Source organism: Litorimonas sp. WD9-15, from assembly GCF_050271975.1.
Lineage (GTDB): Bacteria > Pseudomonadota > Alphaproteobacteria > Caulobacterales > Maricaulaceae > Litorimonas.
This window is the reverse complement of record NZ_CP189850.1, coordinates 1,571,226-1,590,530: the sequence shown is the minus strand read 5'-3', so window position 1 is coordinate 1,590,530 and position 19,305 is coordinate 1,571,226. Positions and strand designations below refer to the sequence as shown.

Here is a 19,305-nt window from a genome sequence, read left to right as displayed (position 1 = left end):
TCAGCGTGAGGGTGTCTTAAGGGTAAAGACGGGTGCGGGTCCAGCCACCATCCGTCGCGCGTGAAAAAACAATTCTGTCATGCAGACGGAACGCGCCGTCCTGCCAGAACTCAATCGCGTCAGGCACAACACGCCAGCCATACCAATGGGGCGGGCGCGGGACCTCTCTGCCCTCATATTCGGCTTCGACCGCTTGAACCGCATCCACGATCTCCTCGCGGGAGCCGACGGGGCGGGATTGGTCTGACGCCCACGCCCCGATGCGGGAGCCGCGCGCGCGTTCCGCGAAATAGGCATCAGACTCCGCATCAGAGACTTTCTCAACACGGCCGCGCACGCGCACTTGCCGCTTCCAGCTCTTCCAGTGAAAGCAGAGCGCCGCCTGCCCGGCGGCCTGCAACTGCTCGCCCTTGGCGCTCTCACTATTTGTGTAAAAAACAAATCCTGCCTCGCTGAGCCCCTTGAGCAACAGGATGCGCACATCCGGCACCCCTTGCGCATCGACGGTGGCGACACTCATCGCATTGGAGTCATTGAGCTCTGTCTCGCCCGCTTTTCCGAGCCATTTCTCAAACAGGCTTATCGGTTCATCCGCCTCCAGCCAGCCCATTTTTCGCGGGCCATTATCCAGATATTCGTCCCGGGTCGGTGTGGGGGGGATGACGGTGTCAGACATAGACTTCTTTTCAATTTGGCGCGGAAAATGGAAAATTAACCATAGCTCTTTGGACGGTGTTAAGAGTCTATCTGCTTCATAAGAGAAAATTAAGCACGAATATTAGCATCGTGATAAGGGATAGAAAAATGACGCGCCAGAACGCCCTCCTCACTCTCGGTCTTTCCATGTCTGCCCGCGAAGCCGATATCCGCTCCGCATGGCGCAAAAAGGCCAAGTTCTTCCACCCCGACAGCCCCTACGGCAATGTCACGGCATTCCTGCAGGCAAAATCCGCGTTTGAAACGCTCATCCCGCCTGCGCCGCAAGCGATCCGCGTCCGAGCGGGTGCGCGCGCGTTTTAGGACATAAGCTCTTTTTAAAAGAGTTCGATTTGCTATGACGGAAAGATGTCAAATCTGAATTCTTTTATCCAATCCCTGCCCAAGGCGGAACTTCACCTCCACATTGAAGGCAGCCTTGAGCCGGAACAGATGTTTGAGATGGCGCAGCGTAACGGCGTCACCCTACCCTATGCGGATGTGGCGGAAATCCGCGCCGCCTATGATTTCAATAACCTTCAAGAGTTTTTAGATCTCTATTATGCAGGCATGTCGGTTTTACAGACTAAGCAGGATTTCTTTGACCTCACCTATGCCTATCTCAAACGTGTTCATGCGGATAATTGCCGCCATGTAGAGATTTTCTTCGACCCACAAGGGCACACGGAACGCGGCATTGCCTTTGCGGATGTGATCGAGGGCATTCTGGACGGGTTAGATCAAGGCGAAGCAGATTTCGGGATATCCTCGCATCTCATCCTGTCCTTCCTTCGGCATCTATCGGAGGAGGATGCTTTTGCGACGCTGGCCGAAGCCGAACCCTATTATGATCGAATCCTCGGTGTGGGCTTAGACTCGTCAGAGATGGGACATCCGCCGTCCAAATTCGCGCGTGTCTTTGCGAAGTCGCGGGAACTCGGCTTGAAACTTTTCGCCCATGCAGGCGAGGAAGGCCCGCCTGAATATGTCTATGAAGCGCTCGATATTCTCGACATTGACCGCATTGATCACGGCAACCGATCACTGGAAGATGACGTGCTGGTTCAACGTTTGGTCGAGGAAGAAATGTACCTCACGGTCTGCCCGCTCTCGAACCTTAAACTCTGCGTGGTCGATGATTTGAAAAATCATCCGCTGAAAGTGATGCTTGATGCGGGTATCAAGGCGACCGTGAATTCGGATGATCCGTCCTATTTCGGCGGCTATCTGAATGATAATTACATCCGCACGGCAGACGCGCTGAACCTGTCGAAAGACGACATTGTGACACTCGTGCGAAACGGATTTGAGGGGGCTTATCTGAGCCCTGAGCGGAAGGAGCTTCTGTTAAGTGAACTCTCTAAAAACATAAGCGCCTCCAACTGACATAGCGTCAATTGGAGGACCAGTATTCAATAGTTTAAAGCCTAGCGACGTTGCTGTCTGGGCTCTGGCCTTTTGCGGATATCCCGGCGGTCAAACCTTGTGTCTTTTGTGTCATCAGCGACGCCATTACAATCCGCATCGAGGGCTCCGTCCTCTGTCACACAGGCTGGCCCTTCATCTGGTTTTCTTTGAGACTCGCCTTGAACATCGCCGATCTTCGGGCTGTCGGCTTTCACGCCCAGCACAACATTCTCTGTCAAGCGGTCTTCACCGCCATCAACCATGGCTTTGTCTTGGCTTTCGCCCTTGATCGGTCCCAATTTCAAACCCGTCGCCTCTTGCGCTAAGGAAAGGTCTTGGAAGTTAGCTTTGCCCGCTCCGCTGCCCGGCGCTGCGATTGATACATTCTCTGTCAGACGATCTTCGCCGCCGGACCCCATCATTTTATCCTGAGATTCACCCGCGATCGGTTGAATCTTTTTCGTCACAGGTAGAGTTGACTGATCCGTTTCTGTCGTAACCGGCTGCACTTTATCTTGTGAAAAAGCATTGGAAGACAAAGCAAATGAAATTGCGGCCGTCGCGGCGAGTGTCTTATAAATCATGATAGTCCCCTCATTATTGATATGAGAACGATACAGATCCGGCTCTGTCTGTCTGTAACGCATATGAGGGGGTGAACGCATACGGCACGCCGCGACGACAAGCAGGAGTTTAATCGATTTTTCCGTTAGCAAATTCGCTTAGGAGTTCGGCATAGCCCTCGCCGTGATGCCAATAGGGCGTGATCTGGATGAGGGTCATGAAGACGCCTTGGTCGATCAGGCGTTTTTCCGGCGCCGTGCCATATCGCAAATCGTGATATTGGAGCCAGAATGTAAAATGCTGCGCGAGGCGGCCCGCCAACGCGCCCTTCTCTCCCTCGTCAAATTCCAAATGCCCGCTATCGTCTAGCGTCGAGAGCAGCGAAAAAGCGGTGCGTTCTTTAAGGGCAAGGATACGGGAAAACGGGCCGCGCAATTCGGGGATACGCTGTAACAATTCCCCTTGATTGCGGTAGAAAAAGCGGAAATCGAAGATTTCCTCAAAGATAATATAGAGATAGACCCAATTATCCGCGATCGCGAGCGGGTCCTTGAGCGGGGCCGTCAGGACCTGCCGAATTTCGGCATCGAAATCCTCGAACAGGGCAACGATAATCTCGTCCTTGCCCTTATAATGGTAATAGAGATTGCCCGGGGAAATTCCCATGACGGAGGCGATATCAACAGCTGAAACCTGCGCTTCGCCCTCATTGTTGAAGAGTTCGAGCGCGGTGGCGAGGATTTTATCCTTGGTTTTGGAGCGTGTCGCCAATCAGCTTTTCTTTTTTGGAGCAGCTTTGGTCTTCTGAGTCGTCATTTTCTTCTTCGGCGCTGCCCGTTTCGCGACCTTCTTCTCCGGCGCGTCGAGTTTCGCGAGTATCGCGTCCAGTTTCGCTTCCATCGCATCGACCCGCTTCGCAAGTTTGTCGGTTCCGCTCTCACCCATACCGGAGAGGCGGGCGCGCATTTTCGCGATACGGTCATCAATTTCGAAATCAGGTTTAATATCCTCGACGGCGGATTTGCCCTTGCCGAGTAATTCTTTGGATTTATATTTTCCGACCGTTTCCAACATCTCGCCCTTTTGCACGAGATCATCAAACACCTCGGACGACTTCCCGGTCAAGCTGTCCACCGCCCCTTTGGCTTCGGTAAAAGCCCGACCATAGGCGCCAATGCCGGCGAGCCAGATTTTGCGGACCATATCTTTGTCATCAGAGCTTTTTGCCATGTTTTAACTCGCAAATCTGGATTGATAGTTGATGAAGCTTTCCTCGACGGAAGGTAGTTTGACAGCGTCTTTATGCGGGATATCGACTTCAAATTCGCCGAAGAAGTTCCGGATGATTTCAATCGTCTCTTCGCGGCGGGTCAGAAGGAACAGGTGGCCCGCACCTTTTATCACGCGGAGCTTTGAGCGCGGTAACATCAGATTCAAAAACTTGCCATTCGCGACGGGAACAATGTGATCCTTATCGCCCATAATCACGAGAGACTTCGCCTTGATCCGGCGGATAAACGGCAGGGTCGAATAGCCCATCATCGCCATCAACTGATAGAGATAGCCCTTCACGGAAGGCGGCATCATGTTGATCGAAAACTCACCCGCATTACCGGCCGCATCACCGTAAAGCGTCTCGAAATTCTTCTTCAGGAAATCACGGTCGATATAGCGTTTCGGCGAGGCCATCTTGGACAGCGCTTTCGGATTGCCCGGTATCATCGTGACACCCGTTGTCGTCGCGCAGAGGACGAGGCGTCGAGTCATGTCTTTACACTGCCACGCAAATTGCTGCGCGGGTCCGCCGCCCCAACTCACGCCGAGCACGTCGACCATCTCGTAACCGTTTTCCTGCAGGATTTGCCGCGCGGCTTTCGCGACCCACCACGGACGATAAGGCACCGTTGGATCAGGTGACCCGCCAATACCCGGCATATCAAAGGTGATGATATCGCGGCCCGTAAAGGTATCGGCAAAAGCCTGTGCAATTTCGAGATTTGCGCCAATTCCGTTGAAAAAGAGCAGCGGCGTGCGCTTACCCTGCCCCTTATCGACACCGGACCAGATCGCGGTACGGAGTTTCTGGTTCCCGACTTTTGAGAAGAAAATTTTTGGGATTGAGTGGTTTTCAATCGGTTCTTCATGGCCGTCAATGGCCGTGAGCGTATGTGGCATAATGCGTCTTTCCCCCGGAATGTCCGGATGGCCGGGGGAATATCTGCGTATTCATACCCAACCCGCACCCGATTCAGCCCGGGTGCGACAATCTGTTTAAGTCTCTATGCGTCGGGGGAAACCCTTTCGCAAAGGTAAATACAGTGAAATTATCAGCTATACTTACGTGAAAACATATTCGCCTGGCGCCTGTGATAGCGGAGGAAATGCCTTGTTCCCCAGCGATTTCGGGGCAGGTTTTCTCTCACCCGACCGAATGGCGAGCCATTCATTCCACCGCAGCCACCAACTCTCATTCACGCTTTCCGCCGCCTCGAGCCATTTTGTGGCGCGTGGAGGATGGTTAGAATTCGTGAAATATTGCGCTTTTGGATTACCCGGCGGGTTGAGCAGCGACTGCAAATGGCCGGAATTGGAGAGGACAAAATCGATCTCTCCACCGAAGAGGCGGATATTGCGATAGCATGCCATCCACGGCGTGATGTGATCGGTAATCCCCGCAACCATAAATCCGTCCTGCGTGACGGCTTCCAGATCGACAATGTGGTCCATGAAGACGACGTTCTTATCCTTGCGGAAGCGACGGTCCTGGAAAATATCGAGATAATCCGAGTGCAGCTGCGCCGGCAGGTTCGTCGTGTCATTATTCCAATAGAGCACGTCGAAGGGCGGCGGGTCCTGCCCCAGCAGGTAGTTGTTGACGACATAATTCCAGATCAGATCATTCGGGCGCATCCAGGCAAAGGCGCGGCCGAGCTCCTCGCCCGCCAGAATGCCTTTCTTGCGGGAATGTTTCCGCGCCTGTTCAATACCGGCATCCGTGACGAAGAGACCGACATCGCTGTCGACTTTCTTCCCGTCCAGCACGGAGACCATCAGCGTGTAGCAATTAATCCGGTTATCGCCGCGTGCCGCCAGTTCTGATAAAAACAGCGCCAGCGTGATGCCGCCGGAACAGGCCCCGGTCACATTAATGCGCGGGCTCTTCGTGATCTTGCGCACGGCGTCAGAGGCCTCGAACAGGGCCTCGACATATTGCTCCAAACCCCAATGGGCGTGCTGGCGCGTTGGGTTCCGCCAAGAGACGGCAAAGGCCTGATAGCCCATTTTCGTCAGGAAACGGATCATGGATTTATCGGGGGCCAGATCGGTCGCGTAGAATTTATTGATCTGCGGCGGAATGATCATCAAAGGCGTTTTATAAACGCTATCGGTCTGCGGTTTGTACTGAATGACCTCCAGCATTTCGTTCTGAAACACAACAGCTCCGGGAGAGACAGCCAAGTTCTCGCCGACCTTGAACGGACGTCCGTCCACCTGGCTCGGCATGCCGCCATTTTTCGTCAGGTCATTATAGGCATTCTGCAACCCCTTTACGAGGCTCTGCCCCTTGGTGTGGACCAGCATTTTCATCGCCGTCGGATTTCCGAGCAGCGTATTGGTCGGCGCCATGGCATCGACAATGAGGTCTGTCACAAATTTCGCCCGCGCCTGATCCGCCGGATGCATGCGGGAGTCTGAAATCCAGCCGTTCAATTCCTGCTGCATGGCGAGCCAGGATTGCATCGCGCGTTTATAGAGCGGGTTTTTCTGCCAGCTTTCATCCTTGAACCGACGGTCGCGTTTTTCCGGGGCCAGATCGGAGGTGCCGCGCGCAATATCGACCATCTCGGAGGCATATTTTACCAGATGTTTGGCGAAGGGCTTGGGCTGTTTGGCCGCATATCCCGCCATCAGGCCGAAACTCTTGATAATCTCGGACCGTCTGAACCCGACCAATCCGTTGACTGCGGTCGTGGTTTCAGCCGCTTTCACACCAATTTTTTCCGACTTGTCCGGCATAGACGCCACTCCCTCATTTATTTTTTCAAATGGAGTAAGATACAGATGGCACCGTGTCGAGTCGGATACCGTTCGGTCAAAACAAACGGCGCCTACTCGCAAGGAGCAGACGCCGAAGGCAATCCGGGACGATCTCAGGTCAAATCAAACGGGGAGAACGATAGACCTGTAAGGGAGGAGAGAGTGGACCCTCCCGGACAGTATTCAATTCACTTAAGCGGCTTTTTTGTCCGTTTTCATGATGTCTTTGTTGATGCCTGTTGTCTTGGCAGGCTTCGCGGCCTTTTTGGACAGCGCGGAGATTTTCTTGTTCAACGCTTTGACTTCAGCTTCCAGCTCTTCAACGCGGTCATTGGCGCCGAATGGCAGGCTTGTCGGGACGATGGATTTCACTTTGGACGTGGTTGTCTCAAAGGTTTCAACCGCACGCTTTTGCGCTGTCTTGGCTGTGTCGAGAGCAAGCTCTTCAACTTTTTCACCGCGGGCAACGAGGTCTTCAAAAAGGCCGTCAGTTGTCTTGTTGTAAAGACCTTTGACTTGCTCGGCACGCAGACGTGCACGCTCGGCGGCAACACCGTAGAGACCGAGATAGGCCAATGTACCCTTACGCAGAGCGGATGTTGTTTTCGCTTCAGTCTTTTTCGCGACCTTGGCTGTTTTCTTCGTGACTTTTTTCGCAGTTTTCTTGGCAGTGGACATGATGATATTCCTTAGTTTCAGTGGGGCGGGATAACCCCGCTTTGTTCGATGATTGGAAAATAGGGAATGGAATTAGAAAGCGCGTCCTAATTTGCTGCGTCTCATGATTTTTTCAGAAGAAGTGAGACCAGTTCGGCGACTTTGCGCTCCCGATCATCCTGATTGTCACTGGCAATGGCAACCGCGAGGCAGTGATCGGCATGATCTGACAGCAATTCACCCTCGACTTTTTTCAACGCGGCCTGCACGGCTTTGACCTGCGTCAGCACATCAATACAGTAACGATCTTCTTCAATCATTCGGCTGAGGCCCCGCACTTGCCCCTCGATCCGTGCAAGCCGTTGGCTGATGCCCGCACGTCGGGATGTCCTGTCTGTCATTTCACGATACCAATCCTTGCACATTCATTGGAAAGACTATACCCCCCAAGGGTATGTTAAAGCCAGCCCTTATCACAGCCACAAGTCTGGCCTTTGCGAGTAATGCCTTTGCCCGTCCGGTCTCCTATGCGGGCGGTTGGACGCTTATAGAGGAAACAGACCGACAATCCACATCCGCCCTTATCCATTACTCGCCTTCGGCCAAATATTCCTTGGGCCTCAAAACGGAATGGGACCGCCGCGAGGACATCCTTTTCACCGGTGTTCAGGGCACATGGCTGGCCAAACGCTGGTTTGGTGAGGATCATCAGGCCAATCTCTATTTTTGGGGTGCGGCGGGATTGGCGCAAGACATTGATGATAATACGGGCGGGGATCAAGCGGGCGGACAGATCGGCGTGATGGCGGATTGGGAGACACGACGCCTTTTCGTGTCCTACCGCGCCGCAGCGCGCGATTTCGGCGACCTCGACAAATCGGTCATGCAAGCCGCGCGGGTCGGATTCGCGCCTTATGCGGGCGATACGGGCGACCTTCACACCTGGTTCATGCTGGAAGTGGATAACCGCCCGGATGATAAAGAACCCATCGGCGTCACACCCCTCGTCCGTTTCTTCTACGGCTCGGCCCTGTTCGAAGCGGGCTGGAGCGTCACGGACGACCAACCGCTACTGAATTTTCAATATCGCTTCTAAAGGAGACAAACATGTTTCGTATTATTCTCATCACCGCGGCTCTGGCCATATCGACGCCCGCTTTCGCGCAGGACCATTCCGGCCACGGCTCGGACTATAAAGGCGATCATGCCGGACATGATCATAAGGTCGAGGATCACTCAGGTCATGATATGTCGATGACGGAAGGCAGCCTCAGGCTCGCGGATCAAGCTGAACTCACGGCAGCGATTGCGGCAGGCGGTGAACCCATTGTGGCAAAAGTCCTCGGCGCGGTTTGTGATTTCTGCGCCAAGGCGATGAACAAGACCTTCGGCAAACGCGATGATGTCGCCGCCGTCTATGTCGACCTTGATGCAAAAACGCTGAACCTCGTCTTGAAGCCGGGCGCGACCATGACGGATGAAGCCCTGCGCAAAGCCGTCAAGAAATCCGGCTATAAGGTCGATTCCATTGCGCGCGGTGCGGCCACGATTTCGGGCTAGTCCGAATGTCGGAACCGATCACACGCCGCGCCCTGTTTGCGCCGACGCTCTCGCTCTTTGCGAGTACGTCGACGCTGCTCTGTTGCGCCTTGCCCGCCCTGTTGGTGACAATCGGCGCCGGTGCGGTGATGGCGGGGATCAGTTCCAATATTCCGGGCTATGTCTGGCTGACGGAGCAGAAAGTGCCGCTCTTCATCCTGTCCGGCGTTCTGCTGGCCCTCGCCTTATTTTTTCGGTGGCGGTCCCGCAACGCGCCCTGCCCGATTGATCCGGCGGCGGCGAAAGCCTGCACCCGATTGCGTCGCGTGAGCGGCATCATCCTCTGGTCATCCGTTCTCATTTATATCGTCGGCGGATTTTTCGCTTTCTTTGCAGCGGACCTGCTCCTTTAAGTTTGATTCGCGAGACTATTCAGGATCCTGCCGTTCTCCGGGCTCGGAGGGCGGCTTTTTTATGTTTGGCTTAACACTTCCTAACAAAATCGACCTCTGCGTTAAGCATCCCTAACGAGGTGTTAAAACCTATGGTTAATCAAGGGTTTAAAATCAGAACTTAAAAGGTTTGGTAACCATATCGGGCGAGGGATTCATTATTGATTCACCATAAACCAAGAAGCGACACCTCCCCCGTGACAACAAACGCCAAAAACAGATTCAAGGTCATCACCAACCCGAACCCGCCAAAGCGCAATGATCCGGAGCGCGATGTCGCGATTTCCGAAATGCCGCTCAACCAGATCGTCCAAGGCGATTGCGTGGCGAATATGAACAACCTCCCCGCCGAGAGTGTGGACCTGATCTTTGCCGATCCACCCTATAATCTACAGTTGGGCGGGGACCTCTCCCGTCCTGACAACTCCCACGTTGCGGGCGTCACCGAGGCCTGGGACCAATATGACACGATGGATGCCTATGACCTGTTCACCCATGAGTGGATGAGCGCGGCGCGGCGTATTCTCAAGCCCAATGGCGCGATCTGGGTGATGGGCAGCTATCATAACATCTTCCGCGTCGGCACGATCCTGCAGGACCAGCAATTCTGGGTGTTGAACGACATCATCTGGCGCAAAACGAACCCGATGCCCAATTTCCGCGGTACGCGTTTCACCAATGCGCATGAGACGCTCATCTGGGCGAGTAAGTCCGAGGACGCCAAGCCGACCTTCCATTATGACGCGATGAAAATGCTGAATGAAGGCGTGCAGATGCGCTCCGACTGGACGCTGCCGATTTGCACGGGTGGCGAGCGGTTGAAGAAAAGCGACGGCAAGAAAGCGCATCCGACGCAGAAGCCGGAATCCCTCCTCCACCGCGTGATCCTTGCGACGACCAATCCGGGTGACGTGATTGTGGACCCCTTCTTCGGCACGGGCACAACGGGCGCGGTTGCCAAAAAATTGGGCCGGAACTTCATCGGGTTCGAACGCGAGGAAGAATATATCATTCATGCCAGCCGCCGTATTGCGAAAGTCAAAGAGGGGCAAACGGTCGCCGTCACAAAATCCAAACGGTCCGAGCCAAAAGTGCCCTTTGGCAATCTGGTTGAGCGCGGCCTCGTCAAGATCGGCACGAAGGTTTTCTCCAAGAACGGTATTCTGAAAGCGACCGTCCGCGCAGATGGCAGTCTCGAATCCGGAAATCAATCAGGCTCGATCCACAAGCTCGGCGCGCTGCTAACCAATGCCCCGTCCTGCAACGGCTGGACCTTCTGGCACCTGCAAGGGCCAAACGGATTAGAACCCATCGACACAATCCGCAGCGAAGTCCGCGCCGAAATGGCGGAAGCGGCGCAAGCTTAAACAAGACTTAACCCGCGTTCAGCTTGCGTTTAAGTTGGATTAACCATATCAAATATACAGGCCCGAGCAGCCGCTCGGGTTCTTCAGTTTTATGGGGAGACCACAATGAGTAAACGTGACGATCTAATCGCGAAATATGCCGACGATATTAAGACAAAAATCGGTGAAACACCAAATATGGACCTGCTGACGAAAGTCACAATTGGGTGCGGGCCATCTATCTATAATAAGGACGCGTCCACAGTTTCCGGCTCCGACCAATCCGAACTCGACACTGTAAAGAAGAACTTTCTCATTAAAAAGCTCGGTTTATCAGAGAGCCAAGACCTTGACGGTGCAATCGCAGCCGTGATGGAGAAATACGGCAAGTCCAACCGCAGTAAATACCGCGCGGTTGTCTATTACCTGCTGACAAAGCATTTCGGCAAAGAGAGCCATTACGGCTAGTCTTTCGGAACCCTCCCGAGGGTTCAGACATTGAAGTAGGTGCGGGCCTTACGGTCGCGCACCTTTTTTATTGAGGAGACGTAAAATGGACAAGCAAACGAAAGATATGAAACAATCGCTAGAGGAAGCGGATAAAAAGGGTTTGAGCCCGGAAGTTAAGAATTCGATTGATGCCAGATTAGGCGTACAGCCGTCTGAAGAAGAGTAGTTTGAGACTAAAACGATGTCATCCCGCATAAGCCTATAAAACGCATATGCGGGACCTGACGACTGTAAACGCTGGCCATTTCAGGTTACGATAGGTCCCGCATCTGCGCTTCGCTCCGTCCGAGATGATAGCTAGTTTAATTTAGCTGGATTTAGTTTTTAAAGCAGCCTCAACCACCTTCCGAAACACAGTCGGAAATCCCGATATATCGGCGGTCCACTCGCCCTCTTCCATCACGTCCACCTCCCCCACAAACACCTCCAACCGCAATTCGAAATGGGTAAAGACGTGTTTGACGTCGCCCACCTTCTCCCAGTTCCGTTTCATCGGCGCGGCTGAATGATCAATCGGCTTTTCGCCCCATGCACTCGTCGGAACGCCCAACATCCCGCCGAGCAAGCCGCCATCCGGACGGCGTTCGACCAGCACCTTATCCGCATGACGCAAAATATAGGCATAGCCGTGGCGGATGGGTGTTTTGACCTTTTTGATTTTCTTCGGATATTCGGTTTCGACGCCCTTCGCATGGGCGACACACCACTTCTCCCACGGGCACAGCAGACAAGTCGGGCTTTTCGGCGTGCAGATCGTCGCACCCAGATCCATCAGCGCCTGTCCGTAATCGCCTGGGCGGTCCGCGCGCACCAATGTGCCTGCCAATTCCCGCAAACCCTTGCGGCCTTTCGGAAGTGGCGGCTCATATATAAAGACGCGGCTGATAACGCGCTCCACATTACCATCGACAATATTGGTCGCTTCCTCCGCACAGATCGCGGCAATCGTCGCTGCCGTGTAAGGCCCGATTCCCGGGAGTGTCAGCAACGTCGTCTCATCCGTTGGGAAAGTACCGCTATGTTCATCCCGCACCACGCCCGCACATTTATGCAGATTTCGCGCCCGCGCATAATATCCCAACCCCGCCCACATAGACAGCACCACATCCCGATCCGCATCGGCCAAATCGGTCACAGTCGGAAAAGCCGCGAGGAATTTCCGCCAATAGGGCGTCGCGTGTGGCAGGGTCGTTTGCTGGCTCATGACCTCGGACAGCCAGATTGCATAGGGGTCCGGCACCACGCCCCGCGCACGGTCTTCGGGCCTGACGCGCCAAGGCAATGTCCGCCCCTGTTCGTCATACCAGCGCAAGAGCGCGCGTCTCATGTCAGGAATGTCATGCATAAATCCGATGTGTCCGCTTTACGGTTCCACCGCAATAGGCGACAGTGCGGCGATGACGGATGATCGCCATAATAAGCAGGTATTGGGGCGTTGGGTCGAGACCCAGCGCGGTCGCCCACAATTCCGCCCCCCACCCAGTGCGGGCATGGCGGTGACGAAGATCATGCGCCCGCTGGCCAGAAAACATGGCGGCGGTAGTTCAGCCCTCGCACTGGAGAAAATCTGGCCCGAGATCATGGGCCCGCGCTGGAGCAAGATCTCATCCCCCGTGCGCTTTCTCGGCGGACGGCAGGGACGCACACTCATTATATCAGCACCCGGTCCGGCGGCGGCGCTCATCCTCGCGCAATCGGGTCCCATCCTACAACGCCTCGACGCGCATTTAGGTCAGGGTCATGTTGCGCGAATTAAGGTTGTCCAAGGTCGAATGACTCGGCCCGCAGCAACACAGCCTAAACGCGGCCTACCACCGCGCAAGGCAAGCGAACTGCAAGAGAGCCTATCGGAGATCGAAAATCCCCGTTTAAAGGCAGCACTGGAAAAAATGGGCCGCAGCGTCCTGATCCGGAATGAAAAATCAGTGAGTGAGAAGCAATGAAAACGAAATTCCTGATAACAGCGCTCCTCGCGGGTCTGATGCCAACACTCGTAACTGCGCAAGAGCAGACTCTGACAGAGGCGGAAAACAGCGCCAATATTCCAGCCCGCATTTCGGAAACGGTTTATGCCGAAGCTCCGGACGATCACGTGCTCGGCAGCGAAGACGCCGTTCAAACGATGATCGTCTATGCCTCTGTCACCTGCCCACATTGCGGCGGCTGGTTCACGGAGGAATGGCCGAAGGTCAAAACGGAGCTGGTTGAGGCAGGAACGATGCGCTTTGTTTTGCGGGAATTGCGGACAGGCGCAGGGAATGCGGCAGAGGTTGGGTTTACAATTGCGGCCTGTGCGCCCTCAGCTCAGTATTTTGAAATGATTGAGTTCCAGATGGAAAATCAGGCTTTTATTGCAAAAGAAGTCGCCGAAAAGCGTGGCGACAAGGTCTTTTACGCCCTCGCCGCGCGGGCGGGCATGGACAATAATGAAGCTGTCACAGCCTGTATGACCAACCCTGATATCAAAGCGCATATGGATGAAAACGAGGTGCGGGCGACGCTAGCCAAAATCGAAGGTGTCCCTGCCTTCTTCATCAATGGCGATCCCTATTTCGGACCGCAGGATGCGGAGAGTCTCATCGCACTCGTCAAAGATATGGAGGAAAAAGGTATCACGGCCATTCCCGAAGAATTGACGATCGCCCCACCACGTGACCATACGGGACATAATCACGACTAATCCATCATTGACCCATCCACAGCGAATTCCCGCGCTATGAGGTCGCAGACTTGCTAAACACGGATAAATCCCAAGGATAACGCTATGACAGTTTTTGATTCGCTTTCGAGACGATTGGTTCTCACCCTCGCGGCCTCGGCCCTCGCTTTATCTGCTTGTAGTGGTGGCGGCGAGACCTCCTCTGCAGCCACAGGCACGGATGGAGAGTTCACTGTTGAGGGCGATTACGTGCTCGGTAATGCGGATGCGCCGATCACCCTTGTCGAATATGCCTCAGTCGCCTGTCCCGGATGTGCAGCTTGGCATGAAGGCGTTTATCCCGACGTGAAGGCCAAATATATCGACACCGGCAAAATCAAATATGTCTTCCGTCCATTCCCCGCCTCCACACCGGAAATGGCGACGACGGGTCACAAACTGGCTTATTGCGCGCCGCGTGATAAATTCTTCAAAAATATCGGCCTGCAATTCAAAGAGCAGCGCAAGCTGTTCAATGCACTGCAGAGCGGTAATGGCCGTCAGGCCTATGTCTCCCTCGCCAAAGCGTCCGGCCTCAGCGAAGAGGAATTCATGGCCTGCCTGACGGACCCTGAAATTACGGCCCGTTATGACCGCGATACGCAGCTCGGGGTCGATCAAGGCGTGCGCTCTACCCCGACCATTTTCGTCAATGGCCAGAAGACACCAAATAACAGTCTCGAAGCGATTGAAGCGATTGCGCTGCCAATCCTCGGTGAACCTATTCCAACGCCTGAATCCGACGCCGAATAAGTCATGGGATCGCTCGTCTTCAATTCTATTAAGCTGACGGGCTTTAAATCTTTCGTCGAACCGACGGAGTTCCTGATTGAACCCGGGCTGACAGGGATTGTCGGCCCGAATGGCTGCGGTAAATCCAACCTTCTGGAAGCGATCCGCTGGGTCATGGGGGCAAACTCTGCCAAAGCCATGCGCGGCGCGGCGATGGAAGACGTAATATTTAACGGTACGAAAACGAGGCCTGGTAGAAATCAGGCTCATGTCACCCTGAACGTCGACAATACGGCCCGCATTGCGCCGCCCGCTTTTAACGACTCGGATGATCTGGAGATCATGCGGATTATCGAGAAGTCCAAAGGCTCCAAATATAAGATCAACGGCAAAACCGTTCGCGCTAAAGACGTGCAGCTTCTTTTCGCCGACGCGTCAACGGGTGCAAACTCCCCCGCTCTCGTACGGCAGGGCCAGATTTCGGAATTGATCGCGGCCAAGCCGTCCAATCGCCGCCGTATCCTTGAAGAAGCCGCTGGTATTTCCGGTCTTCATTCCCGCCGTCACGAGGCAGAATTGCGCCTGCGCGCGGCGGAAAATAATCTCGACCGTCTGGAAGATATTGTCGGTCAGATTGAAAGCCAGCTTCTCTCCCTTCGCCGTCAATCACGGCAGGCCTCGCGGTACAAACGACTCGCGGGAGAGATCCACGAATATAAAGCGCTGCTCTGGCTCAAACGCTGGCAGGCGGCCCTTGACACTTTGGAAGCCGCGCAGACGGATTTGCGGGCACGGGAGAATACTGTCGCAGAGACGCAACTCCGCGCATCTGAAAATATGCGTCGCGCGGATGAACTGTCCGCGTTGCTCGAACCCAAACGCGAAGAACAACTCATCGCTGCAGCCCTCCTCGCGCGTTTGAACGCCGCTAAAGAAGCGCTGGAGCAGGATGAAAACGCAGCGAAATCCGAGATTCGGAAGTTGGAAGCCCAACTTGCCGACATAACATCCGATCTCGAGCATGAGCAGGAAGTCGTGAATGATGCGGCCACCGCCGAAGACCGCCTCGCGGCGGAACATGCGGAACTCTCCGCGCTGAAAGATATTTCCGCCGCGCTGGATTCTGCCGCAGATGCCGCCGCCGAGGCCCTGAAAGCACGCAATACGCTGGACGCGGACTTCAACGAATTGACTCGCAAGACGGCGGATCAGGCCGCGCGGAAGGATGCGGCTGAGCGTGAACTGACACAGGCGCAGCAAAGACGCTCACGTGTGCGGATTGAATTGGAACAGACTCAGGACAAATTGGACGGGCTGGACACGGAGAGTTTTGGAAATTCAAACCTGTTCTCCTCTTCCGCCAAAGAGGCGATGGAGGCGTTGGAAACCGCCCGCGCGAAAGAACAAGACCTTCAAGCGCAACGGACCAAGGCCGAGACGGCAGACCGTGACGCCCGCGACTATCTCTCGACCCTGCGTCAGGCAACGCAGAAATTGACCGCTGAAAAATCCGCATTGGAAAATGTGCTGCGCCGCTCTGCCTCCGCCGATTGGACACCCGCCCTCGACAGCGTTCAAGCCAAGGCCGGATATGAGCAGGCGCTCGCCGCCGTGTTGGGTGAAGATCTGGAAGCAGCTGTCGGCGGCTCCGCCGGATTACGCTGGGACGGGGCGGATGTGCCGACGCAGGATTTACCGGCCGGTGTCGAACTAATCACGGATTACATCACCGCGCCGCAGGAACTCCGCGCGCGTCTGTCTCAAATCGGTGTAGCTGCGATTGAGGATATTCACGCGAAAGCCAAAGAGCTGAAACCCGGCCAACGCCTCGTCAGCCCGCGCGGCGATGTTGTGCGATGGGACGGTTTCACAATTGCCGCAGGCGTCGAAACCTCTGCCGCGATTAAGTTGAAACAACAGAACCGCATCGCGGAATTGGAAGCGGAAATCGCGGAGGCCGAGGCTGGCGTGAGCGACGCCAATGCCGCATTCGAAGCCGCCCGCGAAGCCCGCCAAATGGCCGAATCCGCCGCGCGGGATGCTCGTAAAGCGCTGCCCGACTTGGAACGTGCCGACCGCGCGGCCCAAGCCGCGATGGCGCAATATGAAACTGATATTGCCCGCGCCTCCGCGCAGAAGACAGGTCTGGAAGATCGTGTCGAACGGCTGACCATCGAGCTGACCGAGATTGAAAAACAGGTTGTCGCGGCGGAGGCCAATTTATCGGAGCATTCCGGCGGGGAAGACCTCTCTGAACAACGCGAAATCCTGTCTGAGAAACTCTCAACAGCCCGCGATGTCGCAGACGAAGCCAGCGCCCAATATCGCAGCCTAAAAAACGAATCCGAGGCCCGCGCTGCACGGCTGCAAGCCGTCGAAGCGGAACGGGCAAACTGGGCGAGACGCTCGGAAAATGCCGCCAAACGCGTGGCGACATTGGAAAATCGTCGTGCAGCGGTGGATATGTCGCTCCACGCCGCAACAGACGGACCCGATCAGTTTGCCGAGCGCCGGACCACCCTCTTCGCAGAACTCGCCGCCGCCGAATCGCGTCGGACTGCTGCCGCAGATGCGCTCTCTCAATCCGAGACGGAAACCGCCGATGCGGTGCAAGCCGCGCGTCAGGCCGAGACCGATGCAGGCGCCGCCCGTGAAGCCCGCGCCGGGTCCGAAGCCCGCCTGAACGCCGCGCAGGAACGGATTGGCGAGACCAAGGCCCGCGTGAATGAGACTCTAAATTGCGAGCCCTCCGAGTTAAAATCCCATTTGGGTGAACTCTCCGCTGATTCCGGTCTGTCGGAAAATGATATTGAACGGAAACTCGAGCGCCTGAATACGGAACGCGAGAAAATGGGCGGCGTGAACCTGCGCGCGGATGAAGAAGCCGTGGAGCAGGAAGAACGCCTCGCCGCGATGATCGAGGAACGCGAAGACTTGATCAAAGCCATTGCACGTCTGCGCGAAGGGATTGACGAGTTGAACACTGAGGGTCGCCAACGCCTGCTCGCCGCATTCGATATGGTCAATGGTCACTTTGGCCGTCTATTTCAGACGCTCTTTGGCGGTGGTGAAGCGGCATTGGCCCTCACAGAATCAGATGATCCACTGGAAGCCGGACTAGAAGTCATGGCCCGCCCGCCTGGGAAATCGCTGAAAGCCATGTCGCTGCTCTCCGGCGGGGAACAGGCGATGACGGCAACGGCCCTGATTTTTGCGGTTTTTCTGTCCAACCCCGCGCCCGTCTGTGTGTTGGACGAGGTGGACGCACCGCTGGATGATGCCAATGTCGCGCGGTATTGTGATCTTCTGGATGACATGAAGAAGAACACGAATACGAAATTTATCGCGATCACCCATAATCCCGTCACGATGAGCCGGATGGACCGTTTGTTTGGCGTGACCATGGCGGAACAAGGTGTGAGCCAGTTGCTGTCAATTGAACTGGCGAAGGCAGAAGCTTTGGTCGCGGCTGAGTAAAGCGATGATGTCACACCGTCGCAGTCCATAGGACTGCCCGGTGCCCATGCCGTGATATTTGCGTCTCCAACTTACATTTAATCAAGCCGATAATTTTGCGGTATGGGCACGGGGCGACCCGAGGGTCGCGACGGTGTGACAACTGATTTGTGATTTGTCCCGACACGAAATTCCTCCTGTCCCGACACACAATTCCTCGCGAACACCCTCTCGTTTTGCGACTTCCCTCTCGCGGGCTATAGCAGGTCCTGCGAATCAGGGATGAATATGAAACCGCCCAAAAAATCAGAAACTCTGGAAATCCGTCTGTCCCATCCGGACAAGACGGCGCTGCAGATCAAAGCCTCCCGTGAAGGTCGCACGGTCAGTGATGTCGTACGCGGTTTGATTTCAGTCTATATCGCAGAACCGGATACCCGCTCCACTTCAACCAAATTGACGGAGCTTCTCATGACACTCAAATCCAAACCGAAATCAGCCCTGGCCACAGCCGCCGCCTGTGTGGCGCTCCCTTTTGCGATTGTGCCATTCGCAGCGGCGGAGCCTATCGCGCTGAAACTCGACGGCGAATATATCGAACCTGTCGTAGAGAATGGAACGGAAGGCACACGAACTCGTCGTTTCGATACAGAAATCCACGTGGAAACGGGGGATTCATATGAATTTATTGTGGGCGGCTCCGACCCTTTTTCACTGACTCTCTCAGTCACAGAAGTCGGTGATGAACTACTCATTGATATGAAAATCTATGGCGGAGAAGATTTCATCGGTCATCCAAAAGTCAAAACCCAAATCAATACCCCCGTTCGCATTGAAATCGGGCATGATGACGGGCAAACCTTCACCATGAACGCTCTGCCCACACGACAATAAATGCCATCATCCCCCGACACATCCCGCACGAAACGCATCATCGCCCTGATCCTCGGCCTCGTATTCATGGGGGCGCTGGTCTATTTCATGGCGCAGCCGCGGCCCGTTCCGGACGCGAAACAGGCGAGTTTTCCGGCCCCGTTGTCGCAGGCCTGAAAAAACCTGCGGAATAACGCGACAGAAAGTGATTTTCCGTTTCTATTCAAAAGCTTGCGCCCACACCCCCTTATGTTGACTTCCCCTAACCCCTTCGTTAGGTAGGGGCCGCTTTCAGAGGGTTGTCCTTTGGGGGCAAAGACGTTGCCATGACAAACCG

23 protein-coding genes are annotated in these 19,305 nt (G+C 55.0%); 14 read left to right on the top strand and 9 right to left on the bottom strand.

Annotated features, from left to right (window positions below):
- Positions 1–16: 16 nt before the first annotated feature.
- Complete coding sequence (gene pdxH / locus ACP9M6_RS07345; protein ID WP_427449837.1) at positions 17–676, bottom strand: pyridoxamine 5'-phosphate oxidase; 660 nt, start codon at positions 674–676, stop codon at positions 17–19.
- 128 nt (positions 677–804) lie between these two features.
- Between pdxH and ACP9M6_RS07340 the strand changes: the two genes are divergently transcribed.
- Together ACP9M6_RS07340 and ACP9M6_RS07335 are read left to right on the top strand one after the other, a co-directional pair.
- Positions 805–1,020: a DnaJ domain-containing protein gene (locus tag ACP9M6_RS07340; RefSeq protein WP_427449836.1), complete on the top strand. Its 216-nt coding sequence runs from the start codon at positions 805–807 to the stop codon at positions 1,018–1,020.
- Between the two features lie 45 nt (positions 1,021–1,065).
- Complete coding sequence (locus ACP9M6_RS07335) at positions 1,066–2,082, top strand: adenosine deaminase (RefSeq protein WP_427449834.1); 1,017 nt, start codon at positions 1,066–1,068, stop codon at positions 2,080–2,082.
- Between the two features lie 41 nt (positions 2,083–2,123).
- On the opposite strand, the gene ACP9M6_RS07330 is transcribed toward ACP9M6_RS07335, so the two are convergent.
- From ACP9M6_RS07330 to ACP9M6_RS07300, 7 genes are all read right to left on the bottom strand, one after another.
- Positions 2,124–2,687: a hypothetical protein gene (locus ACP9M6_RS07330; RefSeq protein WP_427449832.1), complete on the bottom strand. Its 564-nt coding sequence runs from the start codon at positions 2,685–2,687 to the stop codon at positions 2,124–2,126.
- A 109-nt stretch (positions 2,688–2,796) separates the two neighbouring features.
- Positions 2,797–3,438 carry a TetR/AcrR family transcriptional regulator gene (locus ACP9M6_RS07325; protein WP_427449831.1) on the bottom strand — a complete coding sequence of 214 codons (642 nt, stop codon included), beginning with the start codon at positions 3,436–3,438 and terminating at the stop codon, positions 2,797–2,799.
- Positions 3,439–3,897 carry a phasin-related domain-containing protein gene (locus ACP9M6_RS07320; RefSeq protein ID WP_427449830.1) on the bottom strand — a complete coding sequence of 153 codons (459 nt, stop codon included), beginning with the start codon at positions 3,895–3,897 and terminating at the stop codon, positions 3,439–3,441. It lies immediately after the preceding gene.
- Between the two features lie 3 nt (positions 3,898–3,900).
- Positions 3,901–4,842, bottom strand: a complete 942-nt coding sequence (locus tag ACP9M6_RS07315) for an alpha/beta fold hydrolase (protein WP_427449829.1) — start codon at positions 4,840–4,842, stop codon at positions 3,901–3,903.
- A gap of 162 nt (positions 4,843–5,004) precedes the next feature.
- Positions 5,005–6,684, bottom strand: a complete 1,680-nt coding sequence (locus ACP9M6_RS07310; RefSeq protein WP_427449827.1) for an alpha/beta fold hydrolase — start codon at positions 6,682–6,684, stop codon at positions 5,005–5,007.
- 213 nt (positions 6,685–6,897) lie between these two features.
- Complete coding sequence (locus ACP9M6_RS07305; protein WP_427449826.1) at positions 6,898–7,383, bottom strand: hypothetical protein; 486 nt, start codon at positions 7,381–7,383, stop codon at positions 6,898–6,900.
- Between the two features lie 101 nt (positions 7,384–7,484).
- Positions 7,485–7,763 carry a metal-sensitive transcriptional regulator gene (locus tag ACP9M6_RS07300; RefSeq protein ID WP_427449824.1) on the bottom strand — a complete coding sequence of 93 codons (279 nt, stop codon included), beginning with the start codon at positions 7,761–7,763 and terminating at the stop codon, positions 7,485–7,487.
- Between the two features lie 53 nt (positions 7,764–7,816).
- On the opposite strand from ACP9M6_RS07300, the gene ACP9M6_RS07295 reads away from it, so the two are divergent.
- The 6 genes from ACP9M6_RS07295 to ACP9M6_RS07270 all read left to right on the top strand — a co-directional run bounded on the left by ACP9M6_RS07295 (position 7,817) and on the right by ACP9M6_RS07270 (position 11,375).
- The gene (locus ACP9M6_RS07295) at positions 7,817–8,458 is read left to right on the top strand and encodes a hypothetical protein (protein ID WP_427449822.1); all 642 of its coding nucleotides are present in this window, start codon (positions 7,817–7,819) and stop codon (positions 8,456–8,458) included.
- A gap of 11 nt (positions 8,459–8,469) precedes the next feature.
- Positions 8,470–8,922 (top strand): heavy-metal-associated domain-containing protein, encoded by a 453-nt coding sequence (locus tag ACP9M6_RS07290; RefSeq protein WP_427449821.1) that lies wholly within the window; start codon positions 8,470–8,472, stop codon positions 8,920–8,922.
- 5 nt (positions 8,923–8,927) lie between these two features.
- On the top strand, positions 8,928–9,314 hold the full coding sequence (locus ACP9M6_RS07285) for a hypothetical protein (protein WP_427449820.1): 387 nt from the start codon (positions 8,928–8,930) through the stop codon (positions 9,312–9,314).
- A gap of 329 nt (positions 9,315–9,643) precedes the next feature.
- Positions 9,644–10,720: a site-specific DNA-methyltransferase gene (locus ACP9M6_RS07280; RefSeq protein ID WP_427454764.1), complete on the top strand. Its 1,077-nt coding sequence runs from the start codon at positions 9,644–9,646 to the stop codon at positions 10,718–10,720.
- A gap of 105 nt (positions 10,721–10,825) precedes the next feature.
- The gene (locus ACP9M6_RS07275; protein ID WP_427449818.1) at positions 10,826–11,167 is read left to right on the top strand and encodes a DUF2853 family protein; all 342 of its coding nucleotides are present in this window, start codon (positions 10,826–10,828) and stop codon (positions 11,165–11,167) included.
- An 85-nt stretch (positions 11,168–11,252) separates the two neighbouring features.
- On the top strand, positions 11,253–11,375 hold the full coding sequence (locus ACP9M6_RS07270; RefSeq protein ID WP_427449816.1) for a hypothetical protein: 123 nt from the start codon (positions 11,253–11,255) through the stop codon (positions 11,373–11,375).
- A gap of 141 nt (positions 11,376–11,516) precedes the next feature.
- On the opposite strand, the gene mutY is transcribed toward ACP9M6_RS07270, so the two are convergent.
- Complete coding sequence (gene mutY, locus ACP9M6_RS07265) at positions 11,517–12,536, bottom strand: A/G-specific adenine glycosylase (protein ID WP_427449814.1); 1,020 nt, start codon at positions 12,534–12,536, stop codon at positions 11,517–11,519.
- Here mutY and ACP9M6_RS07260 point away from each other — a divergent pair.
- The 6 genes from ACP9M6_RS07260 to ACP9M6_RS07235 all read left to right on the top strand — a co-directional run bounded on the left by ACP9M6_RS07260 (position 12,535) and on the right by ACP9M6_RS07235 (position 19,145).
- Positions 12,535–13,152 (top strand): DUF721 domain-containing protein, encoded by a 618-nt coding sequence (locus ACP9M6_RS07260; protein WP_427449812.1) that lies wholly within the window; start codon positions 12,535–12,537, stop codon positions 13,150–13,152. The genes mutY and ACP9M6_RS07260 overlap by 2 nt on opposite strands.
- Positions 13,149–13,889 (top strand): thioredoxin domain-containing protein, encoded by a 741-nt coding sequence (locus ACP9M6_RS07255; protein ID WP_427449810.1) that lies wholly within the window; start codon positions 13,149–13,151, stop codon positions 13,887–13,889. Before ACP9M6_RS07260 ends, ACP9M6_RS07255 begins: the two co-directional genes overlap by 4 nt.
- An 84-nt stretch (positions 13,890–13,973) precedes the next feature.
- Positions 13,974–14,660, top strand: coding sequence for a DsbA family protein (locus ACP9M6_RS07250; RefSeq protein WP_427449808.1), 687 nt, complete (start codon positions 13,974–13,976; stop codon positions 14,658–14,660).
- Positions 14,661–14,663: 3 nt separating this feature from the next.
- Positions 14,664–18,116 (top strand): chromosome segregation protein SMC, encoded by a 3,453-nt coding sequence (gene smc / locus ACP9M6_RS07245; RefSeq protein ID WP_427449807.1) that lies wholly within the window; start codon positions 14,664–14,666, stop codon positions 18,114–18,116.
- A gap of 267 nt (positions 18,117–18,383) precedes the next feature.
- Positions 18,384–18,989, top strand: coding sequence for a hypothetical protein (locus ACP9M6_RS07240; RefSeq protein ID WP_427449805.1), 606 nt, complete (start codon positions 18,384–18,386; stop codon positions 18,987–18,989).
- Positions 18,990–19,145: a hypothetical protein gene (locus ACP9M6_RS07235; protein ID WP_427449803.1), complete on the top strand. Its 156-nt coding sequence runs from the start codon at positions 18,990–18,992 to the stop codon at positions 19,143–19,145. It begins immediately after the preceding gene.
- Positions 19,146–19,305: the final 160 nt, after the last annotated feature.